The sequence below is a fragment of the Limnohabitans planktonicus II-D5 genome (assembly GCF_001270065.2).
GTDB classification, from domain to species: domain Bacteria; phylum Pseudomonadota; class Gammaproteobacteria; order Burkholderiales; family Burkholderiaceae_C; genus Limnohabitans_A; species Limnohabitans_A planktonicus.
In genome coordinates, this window is record NZ_LFYT02000014.1 from 14818 (window position 1) to 33005 (window position 18188).

An 18188-nucleotide genomic window follows, 5' to 3' on the forward strand; every position below is an offset into this window, starting at 1 on the left:
ACGTCGGACTCTGCGAGTGCCGACCTACAAGATGACCGTATTTCGCAGGTCGGTGGTCGAAGACCCCGACATCAGGCCCGGATCAAAGGCACGATGTTGTCGCCTCCTGTGGCACCAAAAGCCTGTTCCTTCAAGATGCCCAAACGGTCACGCACCTGTGCCGCTTTCTCAAATTCCAGATTGCGGGCGTGTTCCATCATTTGTTTTTCAAGCTGCTTGATGGCCTTGGCGATGTCCTTCTCGCTCATGTCCTCGACCTGGGCCTTTTGCAAAGCAGCCTGCTCCAGGCGCTCGGCTTCCTTGCCCGATTTTTCGCTGTAAACGCCGTCGATGAGGTCTTTGACTTTTTTGACAATGCTCTTGGGCGTGATGCCCATCGCTTCGTTGTGCGCCAATTGCTTGGTGCGCCTGCGCTCGGTCTCGCCCATGGCTTTTTTCATAGACTCGGTGATGCGGTCGGCGTACAAAATGGCGCGGCCGTTCAGGTTTCGCGCTGCGCGGCCAATGGTCTGGATCAGGCTGCGCTCGGCCCGCAAAAAGCCCTCCTTGTCCGCGTCCAAAATCGCCACCAGCGACACCTCGGGAATGTCCAAGCCCTCGCGCAGCAGGTTGATGCCCACCAGCACATCGAACGCGCCCAGGCGCAGATCGCGCAAGATCTCGACCCGCTCCACCGTATCCACGTCGCTGTGCAGGTAGCGCACTTTCACGCCGTTGTCGCTCAGGTAATCGGTCAGCTGCTCGGCCATGCGTTTGGTGAGCGTGGTGATCAGCACTCGCTCGTTTTTGTCCACCCGGATGCGGATTTCCTGCAGCACATCGTCCACCTGGTGGGTGGCGGGGCGCACCTCGACCTGCGGGTCCACCAGGCCTGTGGGGCGCACCACCTGCTCGACCACCTTGCCTGCATGGGTTTTTTCGTAGTCGGCCGGTGTGGCCGAGACGAAGATGCACTGGCGCATGCGCTTTTCAAACTCTTCGAACTTGAGCGGACGGTTGTCCAGTGCACTGGGCAGCCGAAAGCCGTATTCGACCAGCGTGGTCTTGCGCGCCTTGTCGCCGTTGTACATGGCGTTGAGCTGGCCGATCATCTGGTGGCTCTCGTCCAGAAACATGATGGCGTCAGGCGGCATGTAATCGGTGAGCGTGCTGGGCGGGTCGCCAGGCGCTGCGCCCGACAAATGGCGGGTGTAGTTTTCAATGCCTTTGCAGTGGCCCACTTCGGACAGCATTTCGAGGTCAAACCGGGTACGCTGCTCCAGCCGCTGGGCTTCCACCAGCTTGCCCATGCCCACCAGTTCTTTGAGGCGTTGGGCCAACTCCAGCTTGATGGTCTCCACGGCCGCCAGCACCTTGTCACGCGGCGTCACATAGTGGCTGGACGGGTACACCGTGAAACGCGGAATCTTCTGGCGGATGCGTCCGGTGAGCGGGTCAAACAGCTGCAGGCTCTCGATCTCGTCGTCGAACAACTCAATGCGGATGGCCAGCTCGGAGTGTTCTGCCGGGAACACGTCGATGGTGTCGCCGCGTACCCGGAACTTACCGCGTGAAAATTCCATGTCATTGCGCTGGTACTGCATGCGGATCAGCTGCGCGATCACGTCGCGCTGGCCCAGCTTGTCGCCCGTGCGCAGCGTCATGATCATGCGGTGGTAGCTCTCGGGCTCACCGATACCGTAGATGGCCGACACGGTGGCCACGATCACCACATCGCGACGCTCCATGATGCTTTTGGTGCAAGACAGCCGCATCTGCTCGATGTGCTCGTTGATCGCAGAGTCTTTCTCGATGAACAGGTCGCGCTGAGGCACATAAGCCTCTGGCTGGTAATAGTCGTAGTAACTGACGAAATACTCGACAGCGTTTTTGGGAAAGAACTCACGAAATTCGCTGTAGAGCTGCGCCGCCAGCGTCTTGTTGGGTGCAAACACAATGGCTGGCCGCCCCAACTGGGCGATGACGTTGGCCATGGTGAAGGTCTTGCCCGAACCGGTCACACCCAGCAAGGTCTGGAACACCTCTCCGTCGTGCACGCCTTCGACCAACTGAGCGATGGCCGTGGGCTGGTCGCCTGCGGGCGGGTAAGGCTGAAACAGCTCGAACGGCGAGCCGGGGTAGCTGACAAACTGGCCTGAGGGGGCAGCAGCAGGCACCTCTGCGAGAGGAATGATTTCAGACATGGGAACTCGAAGTTGATGTTTCTGATGAAGGCGACAGCAAACTCAATACCCGCCAAACAAAATATCCAGCGCATTAACCACCTGGGGTGAGTCAGCCCGCAAATTCAAAAGCGGTTCTCCCAGCCAACGCAAAGGCACTGCTGCCAAAGCAGCCGTGTCCAGCACCATCGCTTGACCTTCTACCGTGCAAACAGGGTTGAGGTCCCGCATGGGCAAAGGGGCAAATTCGGCACTGCGCAAAGGAATAACCACGCGGGTCGCAATGCGATCCAGAAAGGTGTTTTGCACATCCAGCAAATACGGCGTGCGCTCACGAATGCGCGCGTCGGGGTGGACATAGACATCGAATTGGGCCATGGTTCAGAAACTTCGAAAAGCATCTAGAGGCAAGCCCTCTTGCTCAATGCGGGCGTTGTAACTGGCGATGGCGTCCTGGTTTTGCGCCTGCCAGCGAGCCCAGTACTGGCGCTTGACTTCTTCGGTCAGCAAGGCGTCCACGGTTTTAGACACGTTCATGCCCAATTCCCGCGCCATGGCCAGCACCTCGGCATTGAGCGACAGGTTGGCCGGTTTTTTGGGGGCATCTTCAAAGCGCAACATGCAAAACTCCATCAAAGATGCGCATATTTTATGCGTAAAATAATTTCCATGAACTGGAATCGTATGCGGACAAGGCGCTTCCAGCTGGCTTCGGACCTGTAAAATTAGGGCCTTCGCGTCTTGCGCCCACCTTGCTTTACAGGAAACCTTCATGTCTCTGTTTTCCGCCGTCGAAATGGCCCCCCGCGACCCGATCCTGGGTCTGAATGAACAATTCAATGCCGACAACAACCCCAACAAGGTGAATCTGGGCGTGGGCGTGTACTTCGACGACAACGGCAAACTGCCCCTGCTGCAATGTGTGCAGGCCGCTGAAAAAACCATGATGGCCACCCCCACAGCCCGTGGCTACCTGCCCATCGACGGCATCGTGGCCTATGACAACGCGGTCAAGGCGCTGGTGTTTGGCGCGGACTCCGACGTGGTCAAGTCAGGCCGCGTCTCCACCGTGCAGGCCATTGGCGGCACGGGCGGCTTGAAAATCGGTGCGGACTTCCTGAAAAAAGTCAGCCCCAAGGCCAAAGTGCTGATCTCGGACCCCAGTTGGGAAAACCACCGCGCCATCTTTGTGAACGCGGGTTTTGAAGTCGACAGCTATGCCTATTACGACGCGGCCAAGCGTGGCGTTAACTTTGAAGGCATGCTGACCAGCCTGAACGCGGCAGAGCCCGGCACCATCGTGGTGCTGCACGCCTGCTGCCACAACCCCACCGGCTACGACATCACCGATGACCAGTGGGACCAAGTGATTGCCGTGGTCAAGGACAAGGGCCTGACGGCATTTCTGGACATGGCTTACCAAGGCTTTGGCCACGGCATCGCCGAAGACGGCGCGGTGATCGGCAAGTTTGTGGCTGCGGGCCTGAACATCTTTGTATCGACCTCGTTTTCCAAGAGCTTCAGCCTGTATGGCGAGCGTGTGGGTGCCTTGTCGGTGGTCGCTTCTGACAAAGAAGAAGCCTCCCGCGTGCTGTCACAACTCAAGATCGCTATTCGCACCAACTACTCCAACCCGCCCATCCACGGTGGCGCGGTGGTGGCAGCGGTACTGAACAACCCTGAACTGCGTGCCCAGTGGGAGCAGGAGCTGGCCGAAATGCGCGTGCGCATCAAAGCCATGCGCCAAAAGCTGGTCGACGGCCTCAAAGCCGCAGGCGTACAGCAGGACATGGGCTTCATCACCAGCCAGATCGGCATGTTCAGCTACTCTGGCCTGACCAAAGACCAAATGGTTCGCCTGCGCAGCGAGTTTGGCGTGTATGGCACGGACACCGGCCGCATGTGCGTGGCGGCACTCAACAGCAAGAATATTGACTACGTGTGCGCAGCAATTGCCAAAGTCGTCTAAACTGACACCTATCAATACTGACGCGCTGCTTGCAATCGCCCCTGACGGGGCGGTTTCTTTTTGGACGGTCCATAAGGTGACTGGCAATTAGGGACCCCACTCAAAAAATACCTCCTCAACTCCTGTACGATTGCTGCACCGCACCATTTATCGGCTCTGCCGCAAGGGACAACGTCACATGCTCTACCAGATCTTCGAAACTCAGCGCTCGATCATGGAACCCTTTTCCGATCTGGCGCAGGCCGCAGCCAAGCTCTACAGCAACCCGCTCAGCCCCATTTCGCAGACCCCTTTGGCACAACGTGTGTCCGCCGGTTACGCCCTGATGCACCGCCTGGGCAAAGACTACGAAAAACCAGAATTCGGCATCAGAACCGTCAAAGTCAACCAAACCGACGTCGCTATCCACGAGCGCATTGAAATTGACAAACCCTTTTGCGAACTGCGCCGTTTCAAGCGTTTTTCGGACGATCCCGAAACCCTGACCCAACTCAAGGGCCAGCCCGCGGTGCTGATCGTCGCCCCCCTGTCGGGTCACTACGCCACCTTGCTGCGCGACACCGTGCGCACCATGCTGCAAGACCACAAGGTCTACATCACCGACTGGAAAAATGCTCGTCTGGTGCCTCTGTCTGAAGGCGAATTCCACCTGGACGACTACATCAACTACGTGCAGGAATTCATCCGCCACCTGCAGTCGATTTATGGCAACTGCCACATCGTGAGCGTGTGCCAACCGACCGTACCCGTTTTGGCGGCGGTTTCGCTCATGGCCAGTCGTGGCGAAAAAACCCCATTGACCATGACCATGATGGGCGGCCCCATCGATGCGCGCAAGTCGCCGACATCGGTGAACAACCTGGCCACCAACAAGAGCTTTGAGTGGTTCGAGAACAATGTGATCTACCGCGTGCCAGCCAACTTCCCGGGCGCAGGTCGGCGCGTGTACCCCGGATTTTTGCAGTACACCGGCTTTGTGGCCATGAACCCCGACCGCCACGCCAACAGCCACTACGACTACTTCAAGGATCTGATCAAGGGTGACGACGCCAGCGCTGAAGCCCATCGCAAGTTCTACGACGAGTACAACGCCGTGCTCGATATGGACGCTGATTACTACCTGGAGACCATCCGGACCGTGTTCCAGGACTTCAAACTGGTCAACGGCACTTGGGACGTCAAGGGCGTGGACGGCAAAGTCGAGCGCGTTCGCCCGCAAGACATCCAAGGCACCGCCTTGATGACCGTGGAAGGCGAGTTGGATGACATTTCCGGCTCAGGCCAGACACGCGCTGCACAAGACATGTGCACGGGGGTGGCCGCCAATGATCGTCTACACCTGGATGTGCCGGGTGCAGGCCACTATGGCATTTTCAGCGGCAGCCGCTGGCGCTCGGTGGTTTACCCACAAGTGGTGAAATTCATCCAAAGTCGCGAAACACAAGCCAAAGCGCAAGCCGCTGTGAGCGCTACAAAGGCCGACGCAGTCACAAGCCCTGCACAAGCCAAAGCCACGCCAGTCAAAGCCAAAACCCCTGTTTTGGCAAAAAAAGTGCCTGCAACATCCAAAGTGGCTGTGAAACCTGCTGCAAAACCTGCGGCTCAGGCTGCAGCCAGTGCAAGCAAAGCCATCACGACAAAGGCCGCACCGGTCAAAGCGAAAGCTGCCCTCACCAAGGCAGTGGCCGCGACCAAGCCCGAGACAGGCGTGAAAACGACCTGGGTTGCCGCCAAGAAAAAAGCCTGAGGCCCATGCCCAACTTGCCCCGAACAGCGCCTGAAACCCAGGCGCTTTTCTTATTGATCAACGATGCCCTGCCCCAGACGCAGTGCACGCGTTGCGGCTTTCCTGACTGCGCCAGCTATGCCCGGGCCATGGCCGAAGGGCAAGCGGCCATCAACCAGTGCCCACCCGGGGGACAAGAGGGGATCGAACGGCTGTCTGCATTGACCGGCCTGCCCACATTGCCCCTCAACCCTGAACACGGCACCGAAGGCCCACGCCATGTGGCCATCATCGACGAAGCCTGGTGCATCGGTTGCACCCTGTGCATCAAGGCCTGCCCGACCGATGCGGTTTTGGGCGCCAACAAGCTCATGCACACGGTGATTGAGCCGTGGTGTACCGGATGCGAGCTGTGCATCCCGGTGTGCCCTGTGGACTGCATACACCTGGAAAACGTGACCGACACCCGCACCGGCTGGACCGCATGGTCCGCGCAAGAGGCCTCCACGGCCCGCACGCGTTTTGAGGCTCGCCAGCTACGCCTGCTGCGCGAAGACGCGGTCCATCAAAGCCAGCTTCAGGCCAAAGCTGAACACAAGCTGGCCGATCTGGCCGCCCACACCAAGGGCACAGATAACGCCCCCGAGGTGGACCGCAAGCGCGCCATCATCGAAGCGGCACTGGCCAAAGCAAAAGCCCGCCAGAGCGCAGCCTGACGGACTTTTGAAGAACGTCGGACTCTGCGAGTGCCTACCTACAAATCACCTCGCATGTCGGACTCTGCAAGTGTCGACGCACAAAATTCCTCGTAGGTTGGTGGTCGAAGACCCCGACGGCTGCTTGCAAACCCACATCGCACGAAATGGACGCAGCGGGCGATCCAAGAACGTCGGACTCTGCGAGTGCCGACCTACAAACTCCATCGTAGGTTGGTGGTCGAAGACCCCGCCGGCTGCTTGCCAATCCACATCGACTGAAGTGGCCGCAGCGGTCGATCCAAGAACGTCGGACTCTTCGAGTGCCGACCTACAAACTCCATCGTAGGTCGGTGGTCGAAGACCCCGACGGCTGCTGCCAACCTACATCGTCCGAAATAGCAGCAGCGGTCGATCCAAGAACGTCGGACTCTTCGAGTGCCGACCTACAAATCAGCTCGCATGTCGGATTCTGCGAGTGCCGACGCACAAAATTCCTCGTAGGTCGGTGGTCGAAGACCCCGACGGCTGCTGATTTCAATGCGAAGCCGCAGCCAAAGCTGCAAACGCCTTGACCACTTCTTCAGGGGCTTGCACCAACTCGATCAACACGCCCTCGCCGCCAATTGGGAACTCTTCGTTCGCCTTGGGGTGCAAAAACGTGATGTCAAAACCGGCTGCGCCCTTGCGGATGCCCCCAGGCGCAAAGCGCACGCCTTGCGACGTGAGCCACGCCACAGCCACCGGCAGATCGTCGATCCACAAGCCGATGTGGTTCAGGGGCGTGGTGTGTACAGCGGGCTTTTTCTCGGGGTCCAGCGGCTGCATCAGGTCGACTTCGACCTTGAAGGGGCCAGTGCCGATGGCGCAGATGTCTTCGTCCACGTTCTCGCGTTCGCTTTTGAAGGTGCCGGTCACTTCCAGGCCGAACATGTCGACCCAGAGTTTTTGCAGGCGGGCCTTGTCAGGCCCGCCGATGGCGATTTGCTGGACGCCCAGCACTTTGAAGGGGCGTTGATCATTGGCCCCCACGCTCGCCACTTCGTGTGCTTCACTGCCCCCCGAGGGGGCCTTCGCGCCTTGGAGCGGTCCTGCGGTGCTCATTATTCGAACTCCACAATCATCTGGTCCACCGTGAGCGATTCGCCTTTGGCAGCGACCACTTTCTTCACCACGCCGTCTTGCGCGGCAAACAGCACGTTTTCCATCTTCATGGCTTCGATCACGGCCACGCGTTCACCCGCTTGCACCTTCTGGCCGGGCTGCACCGACACCTCGACCAAGAGGCCAGGCATGGGCGAAATCACATAGCGGCTGAGGTCTGGTGGTGCCTTGAACGGCATGAGCTTGTGCAACTGGGCCATGCGGGGCGACATCACCAGCGCCTCGATGCGCGTGCCGTTGTGCTGCACTTGCAGGGCCAGCGGGTTTTTGACGGTGCCGCGTTCGATCTGCGCGGTGAAAGGCTTGCCGTTGCAAGTGCCTTCGATGCGGATGTCGTTCAGGCGCGAATTGCTCTCGATCGCGTAGGTCTTGCCGTCCACGGTGATCTGCGCCACCCCGGACTTGCCCACGAACTCGTCCACATGCACCTGCACATAGCGGTTGTTGCCGCCATGGCCGAGCTCGACCACGGTGTAGTCCTGACCGACCTTGACGTCGTAACCGGGCAACTGACCACTCAAGCCCGCAGCGCGTTCGCGCGACTTGCGGCGCACAAATGCGGCCAAGGCGGCCAAAAAGTCGTGGTCGTCGTGCGGCACGTCTTCGGCTCGGAAACCGTGAGCGTAGTGCTCGGCAATGAAGCCGGTGTTGAACTGCCCCGTCACGAACTTGGGATGGGCCAGCAAAGCGGCCTGGAAGGGGATGTTGGAGCTGATGCCACGAATGACGAAACCGTTCAAGGCTTCACGCATCTTGGCGATGGCCTCATTGCGGTCTTTGCCGTGCACGATGAGCTTGGCGATCATCGAGTCGTAGAACATCGGGATTTCGCCACCGTCCTGCACGCCGGTGTCCACACGCACGCCCTGCAATGCGCTGGTGTTGCCCTGGAACATGCTTTGCTTGGGCGTCTGGAAACGCACCAAACGACCCGTGGAGGGCAGGAAGTTGCGGAAGGGATCTTCGGCGTTGATGCGGCACTCGATGGCCCAGCCGTCGCGCTTGACGTCGGCCTGGCCAAAGGCCAGCTTCTCACCAGCGGCCACGCGGATCATCTGCTCGACCAGGTCCAGGCCAGTGATGCACTCGGTGACTGGGTGCTCGACCTGCAGGCGGGTGTTCATCTCGAGGAAGTAGAAATCCTGGTCCTTGCCGACCACGAACTCGACCGTCCCGGCAGACTGGTACTTCACCGCTTTGGCCAGGGCCACGGCCTGCTCGCCCATGGCTTTGCGGGTGGCGTCTGAGATGAAGGGCGACGGGGCTTCTTCGATCACCTTCTGGTGGCGGCGCTGGATCGAGCACTCGCGCTCGTTCAGGTACAGCACATTGCCGTGGCTGTCACCCAGGATCTGGATCTCGATGTGGCGGGGCTCGAGCACGTATTTTTCGATGAACACACGATCGTCACCAAAGCTGTTGCGCGCTTCATTCCGGCAAGACGTGAAGCCTTCAAAAGCTTCCTTGTCGTTGAAAGCCACGCGCAGGCCCTTGCCGCCGCCACCGGCCGAAGCCTTGATCATGACGGGGTAGCCAATGCCCTTGGCGATCTCAACGGCCTGCTCGGCGGTGTCGATGGCCTCGTTGTAGCCGGGGATGGTGTTGACCTTGGCTTCATTGGCCAATTTTTTGGAGGCGATCTTGTCGCCCATGGCCGCAATCGAGTGGGCCTTGGGGCCGATGAAGGCGATGCCTTCGTCTTCGCAGCGCTTGGCGAATTCGGTGTTTTCGCTCAGGAAGCCGTAGCCGGGGTGAATGGCCTGGGCACCGGTGGCCTTGGCGGCCGCGATGATCTTGTCAGCCACCAGATAAGACTCGCGCGAAGGCGCGGGGCCGAGCAAGACGGCCTCGTCCGCCAGTTGCACATGGCGTGCTTCTTTGTCGGCTTCGGAGTAAACGGCCACGGTTTGGATGCCCATTTTGTGGGCGGTGGCAATGACACGGCAGGCGATTTCGCCGCGGTTGGCAATCAGGATTTTGGTAAACATGATGAATTTCTAAATCGTCAATGGGTGGTTGAAATAAGGTTCCTGGGAATCACATGCCGACCGACACTTTTCTGGGACTGGTCATGACATAAGTCACCACCACCCCCAAAAAGGCGCCTGCAAGCACAGCGGAAATCGTATGAGCGGATAAAAAAACACGCGTTGCCATGGTGGCCATCAAAATGGGCAGCAAATACATCAAATGCCAAGCCCCATATCGCCTCCAGATAAATCCCAATGCTGAGCCGGCCATGGAAGAATGACCTGATGGCATATTATGGTGGCCACCATTTGGACGTTCACCCAAGCGCGTTTGACCAATATGCACGTCATTTTTCACGCGCTTGAGAAAATGTGTTGTCACGGTGGTTGCCAAACCCGAATACAACATCTGAGCCAAACCGACTTTGTCATTCAGCACCAAGGGAATCAAGACTTGCGCCGCAGTCGAAATGAATCTGCCACGATTTTCGACCCAATGAACACCCTCCTCCAGAAGGCTGTGCACATTTTCAATAGGCTTGCTCGTGGCATCAGCCAACCAAGAACTCGTTGACAGCAATGGCGTTTCATCACGGTAACTGTCAATATCGGAAGGGAAAATACCGCATACCATGATGGTCATAAAGGCCACCACCATAAGCTTGCGATGCATCGCCACAGATTTTTTGCATTCATTCCATGCTTGTCGCCAGAATGAATTTTCAGTCTTGATGCTTGAATTCATTTCCCCTCCCGATGGTGATTAAATATATCCTGGTCCGGCAGATAAACACTGCTGCGCCCACCTAGGACCCCCATCACAGTGTGAAAAACCTGAAAATGTCCATTTTGCAAAAATTTGTCAGCATGGTCATTGCTTTTGGCATCCATCCGTTTGGCATTGATGCTGAGTTTATTCGCCATGGATGGTGATTTCCAAACCAGAAATGGAATATCTTTTTGCTCGTTTGGAGCCACCATCTCCGGGGCACCATGCAAATACCAGCCTCCCTCACCCAAAGATTCACCGTGATCTGACAAATACATCATGACAATATGTCTATTTTTTTTCTGCCCCAGAACACCTATTAACTTATCCAAAAAATGATCGGTATAGACAATGGTATTGTCGTAGGCATTCATCAATGAATCAGGGCTACAAGCTTTCAAATCCACAGAGTCACACACGGGCATAAATTTTGCAAATTGAGCCGGGTACTTGCTGTGGTATGAAGGCCCATGACTGCCTGCCTGATGCAAAACAATGAACTGCCTGGCGTGCTCCGAATTACTAATGTCTTGCTCCAGACCGGCCAGCAATGCTTCATCTTGATCCGGATTCAAACAAGTTGGCCCTTTGCACAACTGCGATAAATCTTTACCGCGCAAAACTTTAAAGTCAGCCAAAGCAGGCTCACCCCAATTGCGTGTGCGCCAGATGACCTCGACCTGACCTGATCTGTGCAAATAATTGGGAAGGATTTCAAACTTCAAATCATCTGCCGTCGGATCGTGCGACAAAATACATTCCAGAGACCGACGGGTATAGGTTGAACACGCCTTGGCTTTGGGCATGACCAGCACATCTTGCTGAACGAGCTTTGGATTTGTCTGGCGAGGATAGCCATACAACTGGAAATTTTTGGCCCTGGCTGACTCCCCGATGACCAAAACCACTGTGATGGGCATTTCAGGTTTTTCAGCCCAACTCAAATCGGGTAATTTTTCAAAACTTCTTTTTGCTTGCTCTTGACTTTGAAAATGGCGAACTGAATTCAAGGTATACGACCAAGGCAAAAGCAAGCCGCCCACCACCTTCGAGTTTTTGTCAATCCACAGCCAAGCTGATGCGTTGTAGAAAACAATGCCCAAGCCTAAAACACCTGCTATCACAAAATGGAGAAGGAATTTCAAACGCGTTTGTGTCTGCCACTGCACTTTTCGCACAACAAGCCAACAAACAAGCAACGCAGCTGACACATACACCAACAGCTTGGGATGAAACAATTCACCCGCTTCACCGCTGTGGGTCTTCCAGACATTGCCCATCATGGTGATGTCCAGAATCACCTGATAAGTATCAATGGCATACAAAGCAATGGCATTGCAGACGATCATGGTCAGGGCCAAGGGCTTGATCAACCCAGTCGTTATCAAACCTGAAAACCCCAACAACAACCACATCAAAACACAGGACAAACTCAACAAAACCAGTTGAACGCCAATGCCCAAACTGCTGGACAGTTCAATTTGCGATTGAACATAGTTCAATAAAGGCCAATGGAATACCAGTCCATTGACAAAAGCAAAGCACCACACAAATACCGCAGGTGATATTTTGTATTCAGAAACGGAAAAATCACGCTGAGGTATTTTCATAGCCAAAAAACAGCAGTTTCAGTGGTGTGCATGCCATCAGAGCGGAATGTTCCCGTGCTTGCGCCACGGGTTTTCAATCTTCTTGTCCTTGAGCATGACCAGCGAGCGGGCAATGCGCTTGCGGGTTTCGTGCGGCTGGATGACGTCGTCAATGAAGCCACGGGCACCGGCTACAAAGGGGTTGGCAAAGCGGGCTTTGTATTCGGCTTCCTTGGCGGCCAGCTTTTCGGGGTCGCCCTTGTCTTCGCGGAAGATGATTTCCACCGCGCCCTTGGCACCCATCACCGCGATTTCGGCATTGGGCCAGGCAAAGTTCACGTCGCCGCGCAGGTGCTTGGAGGCCATCACGTCGTACGCGCCGCCGTAGGCTTTGCGGGTGATGACGGTGATTTTCGGCACGGTGCATTCGGCGTACGCGTAGAGCAGCTTGGCACCGTGCTTGATGATGCCGCCAAACTCCTGGCTGGTGCCGGGCATGAAACCGGGCACGTCCACAAAGGTGATGACGGGGATGTTGAACGCATCGCAAAAACGCACAAAGCGGGCAGCCTTGATGGAGCTCTTGATGTCGAGACATCCGGCCAGCACCAGTGGCTGGTTGGCCACGATGCCAACGGTCTGGCCGTCCACACGGGCAAAGCCGATCAGGATGTTCTTGGCGTAATCGGGCTGCAGCTCAAAGAAATCGCCATCGTCCACGGTCTTGACGATGAGCTCTTTCATGTCATAGGCCTTGTTGGGATTCTCGGGCACCAGGGTGTCCAAGCTCATGTCCATGCGATCGGTCGGGTCACCGCTCTTGCGCACGGGGGCCTTTTCCTTGTTGTTGAGCGGCAGGTAGTTGTACAGGCGGCGCAGCATCAGCAGCGCTTCCACATCGTTCTCGAAGGCCATGTCGGCCACACCGCTCTTGGTGGTGTGCGTCAGGGCACCGCCCAATTCTTCGGCTGTCACTTCTTCGTGCGTCACGGTCTTGACCACTTCGGGGCCGGTCACGAACATATATGACGTGTCTTTGACCATGAAGATGAAGTCAGTCAGCGCTGGCGAATACACAGCACCACCGGCAGACGGCCCCATGATCATGCTGATCTGGGGCACCACGCCGCTGGCCATGACGTTGCGCTGAAACACATCGGCATAACCACCCAAGGACGCCACGCCTTCTTGAATGCGGGCACCGCCTGAATCGTTCAGGCCAATCACCGGCGCACCGACCTTCATGGCCTGGTCCATGATCTTGCAGATCTTTTCGGCGTGCGTCTCCGACAAAGCGCCGCCGTACACCGTGAAGTCCTGGCTGAACACGAAAACCAAGCGGCCGTTGATCATGCCGTAGCCGGTGACCACGCCGTCGCCGGGGATCTTGTTGTCCTGCATGCCAAAGTCGGTGCAGCGGTGCTCCACGAACATGTCCCACTCTTCAAAAGTGCCTTCGTCGAGCAGCACCTCGATGCGCTCACGCGCGGTGAGTTTGCCTTTGGCGTGCTGCGCATCAATGCGCTTTTGCCCGCCGCCCAAGCGGGCCGCAGCGCGCTTTTTTTCCAGTTGTTCGATGATGTCTTGCATGCTTGCTCTCTCTTTTCTTCAGGAAGATTCCAGATTCAGCTCTGCGCCTGATAGGCGCTGAGCAGTTGACGGGCGGCCGTCGACGCGGCCAATTGGCCCGCCGCGACTTGTTGACTCAGTTGGGGCAGCAGCGTTTGCACATGCGGCTGGGCTCGGAAGTTTTGTTTCAGACCTGCGTCGATGCGTTCCCACATCCACGACAGGGCTTGTTGTTGGCGTCGCGTGACAAAGCGTCCGTTGCGGGTTTGCAGGTCCTTGAACTCGCTGACCGCCACCCAAAAACTGTCCACGCCCTGACCCAGCAAAGCGCTCAGCTGCACCACCTTGGGGTGCCACTGGGTGGTGTCGGCATGCGCATGACCCGAGCCGCCATGCATGCCCAAAAGCTGCAGAGCGCTGGTGATCTGCAACTCGGCGCGGGTGGCGGCAATGGCATCGATGTCGGCCTTGTTGATGACCACCAGATCGGCGATTTCCATCACGCCTTTTTTGATAGCCTGCAAATCGTCGCCCGCATTGGGCAATTGCATCAGCACAAACATGTCGGTCATGTTGGCCACGGCGGTTTCACTTTGGCCCACGCCCACGGTCTCGACGATCACCACGTCGTAGCCCGCCGCTTCGCAGACCAGCACGGACTCGCGGGTTTTTTCGGCCACGCCACCCAAGGTGCCGCTGCTGGGGCTGGGGCGGATGTAGGCGCGCTCGTGCACGCTGAGCAACTCCATGCGGGTCTTGTCGCCCAGAATCGAGCCGCCCGACACCGTGCTGGAAGGGTCTACCGCCAGCACCGCCACACGGTGGCCTTGGCCGATCAAATACAGGCCGAGCGCCTCGATGAAAGTGGACTTGCCCACGCCCGGCACGCCGCTTATCCCCAAGCGAAACGAGTTGCCCGTGTGCGGCAGCATGGCCGTGAGCAACTCGTCGGCCTGAGCGCGGTGGTCGGTGCGGGTCGATTCGAGCAGCGTGATGGCTTTGGCCATGGCGCGGCGTTGAGCGGGCGCGGGGCCGTGCAGTAACCCTTGGAGAAGTTGCTCAGGCGTCATGCCTTTTCCCTCATGCCCCGCAACACTCCCAAATGTGTCACGCGAAAACCCAAGGGAAATTTCAATCCGAAGCCCAGGGCACGGTCGAAGCCAATGTGTGCAAACCAGATCAAAGCAGCTTGCAAAAACAGGGGCGCATTCAATGCAAGCCCCAGCACAGCCAAAAGGCCTGCCCCCACGGTGCTGTGGGTCAGGTTGTAGGCCCACATGCCGAGCCGCTCATTACCCAACACATAAGCCAAAATGGCCACATCGGGCAACAAAAACCAAATGCCAAATTCAAGCCATGAAAACCCTTGCACTTGATACAAGACACACGCCAGCAACAAACACACCAGACCTTCAGCGCGCAAAATTTTCAGCGCAGGATTCATAAGTCCATAGTGATCGCCTCTGATGTCTTGCATGTCCATGTCAGGCTGAGCGAACGGGTTGTTGAGCTTCATGTGCATGGCCTCACAAAATCTCAAAATGCCGCCCATCGGGCAGGCGATAACGCGAGAAGTCGCGCACATCCATGGTCATCACGTTGAGCGTGTTCGTGTCTTGTGCCAACCAAACCAAAGTGGCATCGGCCAAGTCCATTTCTGTCCGAGGTTCAGCGGTATAACGCGCCATCAGCTCCGCCAAGTCGGGGAGGTTCGACACGTCAAACGGGAACACGATGACACCACCTTCGGACACCCAGCGCAGAAATCGCTGGACGGCATTGGCACCCAGAAAATGGCAAACCTCCACCACACAAGGCCAAGTGGTCGTCAACCGCCAGTTTTCGGCCAACAAACGGGTGTAGTGCCGATGCGCCACATCACTGGCGTCAAACAGCGCCACCATGGGCCCGGTGTCGATCAAGGCCACCTTCACGGCGTGTCCGTTTCCTGGTCTGAGCCTGACCACACTTTGCCCTGCTTTTTGGCCTCTTGAAAAGCCAGCCAATCGGCTAGATGGGCATCCCGTTTGGCACTGAGCTTGGAACGAATGGCCGCCTTGGTTGGCGAAAGGAATTGGTTGCCTTCTGGCAAAGGCTCCCGCACCTCCGCTTGCACCTTAAGTAAAAGGTCATAAGGATTTTTGCGCCCCAATGCCCTCTCGAGCGCAGCAACGATGAACTGTGACTTGGTCACGCCCATGCGTTTGGCGGTCAACTCCAGCTCTTTTTCAAGCAGAGGTTCCAGTCGAACGGATACAGCCATAACAGACTCCTTGAAAATCCTTGTGATACCGTATTACTGTATCACAAGCATCATCAAGCCAAAGCCTTCTTGATCTGCTCCAGCACATCCTTGGCGCTGACAGGGATCGGGGTGCCGGGGCCGTAGATGCCTTTGACGCCGGCCTCATAAAGCATGTCGTAGTCCTGGCGCGGGATCACGCCGCCCACGAACACGATGATGTCGTCAGCGCCCTGCTTTTTGAGCTCGGCAATGATGGCGGGTACCAGGGTTTTGTGGCCTGCGGCCAGCGTGCTCACGCCCACGGCGTGCACGTCGTTTTCAATCGCTTGTCGGGCGCACTCTTCGGGGGTCTGGAACAGCGGGCCCATGTCCACGTCAAAACCCAGGTCAGCAAACGCGGTGGCCACCACTTTGGCACCCCGGTCATGGCCGTCTTGGCCGAGTTTGGAAATCATCACGCGGGGGCGGCGGCCTTGGGCATCGGCAAAGGCGGCGATGTCGGCTTTCAAAGCGTTCCAGTATTCCATGGTGTCTCCCACGTTTTCCCCATCGTCATACGCTGCAGCGTAGACGCCCGTGACCTTTTGCGTGTCGGCGCGGTGGCGGCCGAAGGATTTTTCCAGCGCGTCGGAAATCTCACCCACCGTGGCGCGCAGGCGCACGGCCTGAATGGACAGGTCCAGCAGGTTGCCCTGGCCCGATTCGGCCGAAGCGCTCAAAGCGTCCAGCGCGGCTTGCACCTTGGCGCTGTCGCGGCTGGCGCGTATCTTGGCCAAGCGCTCAATCTGCCCATCGCGCACACGCACGTTGTCAATCGACAAGGTCTCGATCGGGTCTTCTTTGGCCAGCTTGTATTTGTTCACGCCCACGATCACGTCTTTGCCCGAATCGATGCGGGCTTGCTTCTCAGCCGCCGCTGCTTCGATTTTGAGCTTGGCCCAGCCGCTGCCCACGGCCTTGGTCATGCCGCCCATAGCCTCGACCTCTTCGATGATCGCCCAAGCCTTGTCGGCCATTTCTTGGGTCAGGCTCTCCATCATGTAAGAACCCGCCCAAGGGTCGATCACGTTGGTGATGTGGGTTTCTTCCTGAATGATGAGCTGGGTGTTGCGGGCAATGCGCGAGCTGAATTCGGTGGGCAGTGCAATCGCTTCGTCAAACGAATTGGTGTGCAGCGACTGGGTGCCGCCAAACACCGCCGCCATGGCTTCGATGGTGGTGCGCACCACGTTGTTGTAAGGGTCTTGCTCGGTGAGCGACCAGCCCGAGGTCTGGCTGTGAGTGCGCAGCATGAGGCTCTTGGGGTTCTTGGCGTCAAAGCCTTTCATGATGCGGCACCACAGCAGGCGGGCCGCACGCATCTTGGCGATCTCCAGATAGAAGTTCATGCCCACCGCCCAGAAGAAGGACAGGCGGCCCGCAAACTCGTCCACGTCCATGCCTTTGGCAATCGCCGTCTTCACGTATTCCTTGCCGTCGGCCAGGGTAAAGGCCATCTCGAGCGCTTGGTTGGCACCGGCTTCTTGCATGTGGTAACCCGAGATCGAGATCGAGTTGAACTTGGGCATGTTCTTGGCCGTGTACTCGATGATGTCGCCGATGATCTTCATCGACGGCTCAGGCGGGTAGATGTAGGTGTTGCGCACCATGAACTCTTTCAGAATGTCGTTCTGAATGGTTCCAGACAGTTTGTCTTGCGAGACGCCCTGCTCTTCGGCCGCCACCACGTAGCCCGCCAGCACGGGCAACACCGCGCCGTTCATGGTCATGGACACGCTGACTTTGTCCAGCGGGATCTGGTCAAACAGGATCTTCATGTCCTCGACCGAGTCAATCGCCACACCGGCTTTACCCACGTCGCCGGTCACACGCGGGTGGTCGGAGTCGTAGCCGCGGTGTGTGGCCAAGTCAAACGCGACCGACACGCCCTGCCCGCCCGCGGCCAAGGCCTTGCGGTAGAAGGCGTTGGATTCTTCGGCGGTGGAGAAGCCTGCGTACTGTCGAATCGTCCAAGGGCGCACGGCGTACATGGTGGCCTGCGGGCCCCGCAAGAAGGGCTCAAAGCCCGGCAGCGTGTTGGCGTAAGGCAGGTTGGCCGTGTCTTCGGCGGTGTAGAGCGGCTTGACGACGATGCCGTCGGGCGTCTTCCAATTCAGGGCGTTCACATCGCCACCGGGGGCGGATTTGACCGCCGCTTTTTGCCAGGCTTCCAGATTGGAAGCGTTGAATTCAAAGGATTTGGACGTCATGGCGCTGTGCTTTCGGGACAAAAATGAGTGAAGCGGATTGTGGCAGCCCTGGGCTGCCTACCGGCTTACAAGTACCGTGAT

Annotated in this window: 16 protein-coding genes; 3 read left to right on the plus strand and 13 right to left on the minus strand. The window is 57.7% G+C overall.

Annotation, left to right across the window (positions count from 1 at the left end):
• Window positions 1–71 precede the first annotated feature (71 nt).
• The 3 genes from uvrB to H663_RS32080 are packed head-to-tail and all read right to left on the minus strand — an operon-like array spanning window position 72 to window position 2783.
• Window positions 72–2183 carry an excinuclease ABC subunit UvrB gene (gene uvrB, locus H663_RS32070; protein ID WP_053175499.1) on the minus strand — a complete coding sequence of 704 codons (2112 nt, stop codon included), beginning with the start codon at window positions 2181–2183 and terminating at the stop codon, window positions 72–74.
• 42 nt (window positions 2184–2225) lie between these two features.
• Window positions 2226–2540: a CcdB family protein gene (locus H663_RS32075; protein WP_053175496.1), complete on the minus strand. Its 315-nt coding sequence runs from the start codon at window positions 2538–2540 to the stop codon at window positions 2226–2228.
• Between the two features lie 3 nt (window positions 2541–2543).
• Window positions 2544–2783 (minus strand): type II toxin-antitoxin system CcdA family antitoxin, encoded by a 240-nt coding sequence (locus tag H663_RS32080; RefSeq protein WP_053175493.1) that lies wholly within the window; start codon window positions 2781–2783, stop codon window positions 2544–2546.
• Between the two features lie 151 nt (window positions 2784–2934).
• Here H663_RS32080 and H663_RS32085 point away from each other — a divergent pair, with 151 nt between their 5' ends.
• The 3 genes from H663_RS32085 to rsxB all read left to right on the plus strand — a co-directional run bounded on the left by H663_RS32085 (window position 2935) and on the right by rsxB (window position 6573).
• Window positions 2935–4131 carry an amino acid aminotransferase gene (locus H663_RS32085; RefSeq protein WP_053175490.1) on the plus strand — a complete coding sequence of 399 codons (1197 nt, stop codon included), beginning with the start codon at window positions 2935–2937 and terminating at the stop codon, window positions 4129–4131.
• Between the two features lie 178 nt (window positions 4132–4309).
• A complete protein-coding gene (locus H663_RS32090) occupies window positions 4310–5878 on the plus strand; it encodes a polyhydroxyalkanoate depolymerase (RefSeq protein ID WP_053175487.1) in 1569 nt (522 codons plus the stop codon).
• A 5-nt stretch (window positions 5879–5883) separates the two neighbouring features.
• Window positions 5884–6573 carry an electron transport complex subunit RsxB gene (gene rsxB, locus H663_RS32095; protein ID WP_053175484.1) on the plus strand — a complete coding sequence of 230 codons (690 nt, stop codon included), beginning with the start codon at window positions 5884–5886 and terminating at the stop codon, window positions 6571–6573.
• 516 nt (window positions 6574–7089) lie between these two features.
• Here rsxB and H663_RS32100 read toward each other — a convergent pair.
• Genes H663_RS32100 through scpA form a run of 10 tightly spaced genes read right to left on the minus strand, consistent with a single transcriptional unit; the run spans window position 7090 to window position 18107 of the window.
• Complete coding sequence (locus tag H663_RS32100) at window positions 7090–7656, minus strand: VOC family protein (protein WP_420844051.1); 567 nt, start codon at window positions 7654–7656, stop codon at window positions 7090–7092.
• Entirely contained in the window at window positions 7656–9704 is a 2049-nt protein-coding gene (locus H663_RS32110) for an acetyl-CoA carboxylase biotin carboxylase subunit (protein WP_053175481.1), read from the minus strand. The genes H663_RS32100 and H663_RS32110 overlap by 1 nt, the downstream gene beginning before the upstream one ends.
• A 49-nt stretch (window positions 9705–9753) precedes the next feature.
• Window positions 9754–10431, minus strand: coding sequence for a phosphatase PAP2 family protein (locus H663_RS32115; RefSeq protein WP_053175478.1), 678 nt, complete (start codon window positions 10429–10431; stop codon window positions 9754–9756).
• A complete protein-coding gene (locus H663_RS32120) occupies window positions 10428–12065 on the minus strand; it encodes a sulfatase-like hydrolase/transferase (RefSeq protein WP_083451296.1) in 1638 nt (545 codons plus the stop codon). The genes H663_RS32115 and H663_RS32120 overlap by 4 nt, the downstream gene beginning before the upstream one ends.
• Window positions 12066–12101: 36 nt before the next feature.
• Complete coding sequence (locus H663_RS32125; RefSeq protein ID WP_053175471.1) at window positions 12102–13634, minus strand: acyl-CoA carboxylase subunit beta; 1533 nt, start codon at window positions 13632–13634, stop codon at window positions 12102–12104.
• Window positions 13635–13669: 35 nt separating this feature from the next.
• Entirely contained in the window at window positions 13670–14683 is a 1014-nt protein-coding gene (gene meaB, locus H663_RS32130) for a methylmalonyl Co-A mutase-associated GTPase MeaB (protein WP_053175467.1), read from the minus strand.
• Window positions 14680–15129: a DUF4260 family protein gene (locus H663_RS32135; RefSeq protein WP_240620512.1), complete on the minus strand. Its 450-nt coding sequence runs from the start codon at window positions 15127–15129 to the stop codon at window positions 14680–14682. The genes meaB and H663_RS32135 overlap by 4 nt, the downstream gene beginning before the upstream one ends.
• Window positions 15130–15139: 10 nt before the next feature.
• Window positions 15140–15547, minus strand: a complete 408-nt coding sequence (locus H663_RS32140) for a type II toxin-antitoxin system VapC family toxin (RefSeq protein ID WP_053175463.1) — start codon at window positions 15545–15547, stop codon at window positions 15140–15142.
• Window positions 15544–15876: a hypothetical protein gene (locus H663_RS32145; RefSeq protein WP_053175460.1), complete on the minus strand. Its 333-nt coding sequence runs from the start codon at window positions 15874–15876 to the stop codon at window positions 15544–15546. Before H663_RS32145 ends, H663_RS32140 begins: the two co-directional genes overlap by 4 nt.
• A gap of 53 nt (window positions 15877–15929) precedes the next feature.
• On the minus strand, window positions 15930–18107 hold the full coding sequence (scpA, locus tag H663_RS32150) for a methylmalonyl-CoA mutase (RefSeq protein WP_053175457.1): 2178 nt from the start codon (window positions 18105–18107) through the stop codon (window positions 15930–15932).
• Window positions 18108–18188: the final 81 nt, after the last annotated feature.

Coding starts and splice junctions, on each gene's coding strand:
- uvrB (WP_053175499.1), bottom strand. CDS start 2,183: ATGTCTGAAATCATTCCTCTCGCAGAGGTGCCTGCTGCTGCCCCCTCA.
- H663_RS32075 (WP_053175496.1), bottom strand. CDS start 2,540: ATGGCCCAATTCGATGTCTATGTCCACCCCGACGCGCGCATTCGTGAG.
- H663_RS32080 (WP_053175493.1), bottom strand. CDS start 2,783: ATGTTGCGCTTTGAAGATGCCCCCAAAAAACCGGCCAACCTGTCGCTC.
- H663_RS32085 (WP_053175490.1), top strand. CDS start 2,935: ATGTCTCTGTTTTCCGCCGTCGAAATGGCCCCCCGCGACCCGATCCTG.
- H663_RS32090 (WP_053175487.1), top strand. CDS start 4,310: ATGCTCTACCAGATCTTCGAAACTCAGCGCTCGATCATGGAACCCTTT.
- rsxB (WP_053175484.1), top strand. CDS start 5,884: ATGCCCAACTTGCCCCGAACAGCGCCTGAAACCCAGGCGCTTTTCTTA.
- H663_RS32100 (WP_420844051.1), bottom strand. CDS start 7,656: ATGAGCACCGCAGGACCGCTCCAAGGCGCGAAGGCCCCCTCGGGGGGC.
- H663_RS32110 (WP_053175481.1), bottom strand. CDS start 9,704: ATGTTTACCAAAATCCTGATTGCCAACCGCGGCGAAATCGCCTGCCGT.
- H663_RS32115 (WP_053175478.1), bottom strand. CDS start 10,431: ATGAATTCAAGCATCAAGACTGAAAATTCATTCTGGCGACAAGCATGG.
- H663_RS32120 (WP_083451296.1), bottom strand. CDS start 12,065: ATGAAAATACCTCAGCGTGATTTTTCCGTTTCTGAATACAAAATATCA.
- H663_RS32125 (WP_053175471.1), bottom strand. CDS start 13,634: ATGCAAGACATCATCGAACAACTGGAAAAAAAGCGCGCTGCGGCCCGC.
- meaB (WP_053175467.1), bottom strand. CDS start 14,683: ATGACGCCTGAGCAACTTCTCCAAGGGTTACTGCACGGCCCCGCGCCC.
- H663_RS32135 (WP_240620512.1), bottom strand. CDS start 15,129: ATGAAGCTCAACAACCCGTTCGCTCAGCCTGACATGGACATGCAAGAC.
- H663_RS32145 (WP_053175460.1), bottom strand. CDS start 15,876: ATGGCTGTATCCGTTCGACTGGAACCTCTGCTTGAAAAAGAGCTGGAG.
- scpA (WP_053175457.1), bottom strand. CDS start 18,107: ATGACGTCCAAATCCTTTGAATTCAACGCTTCCAATCTGGAAGCCTGG.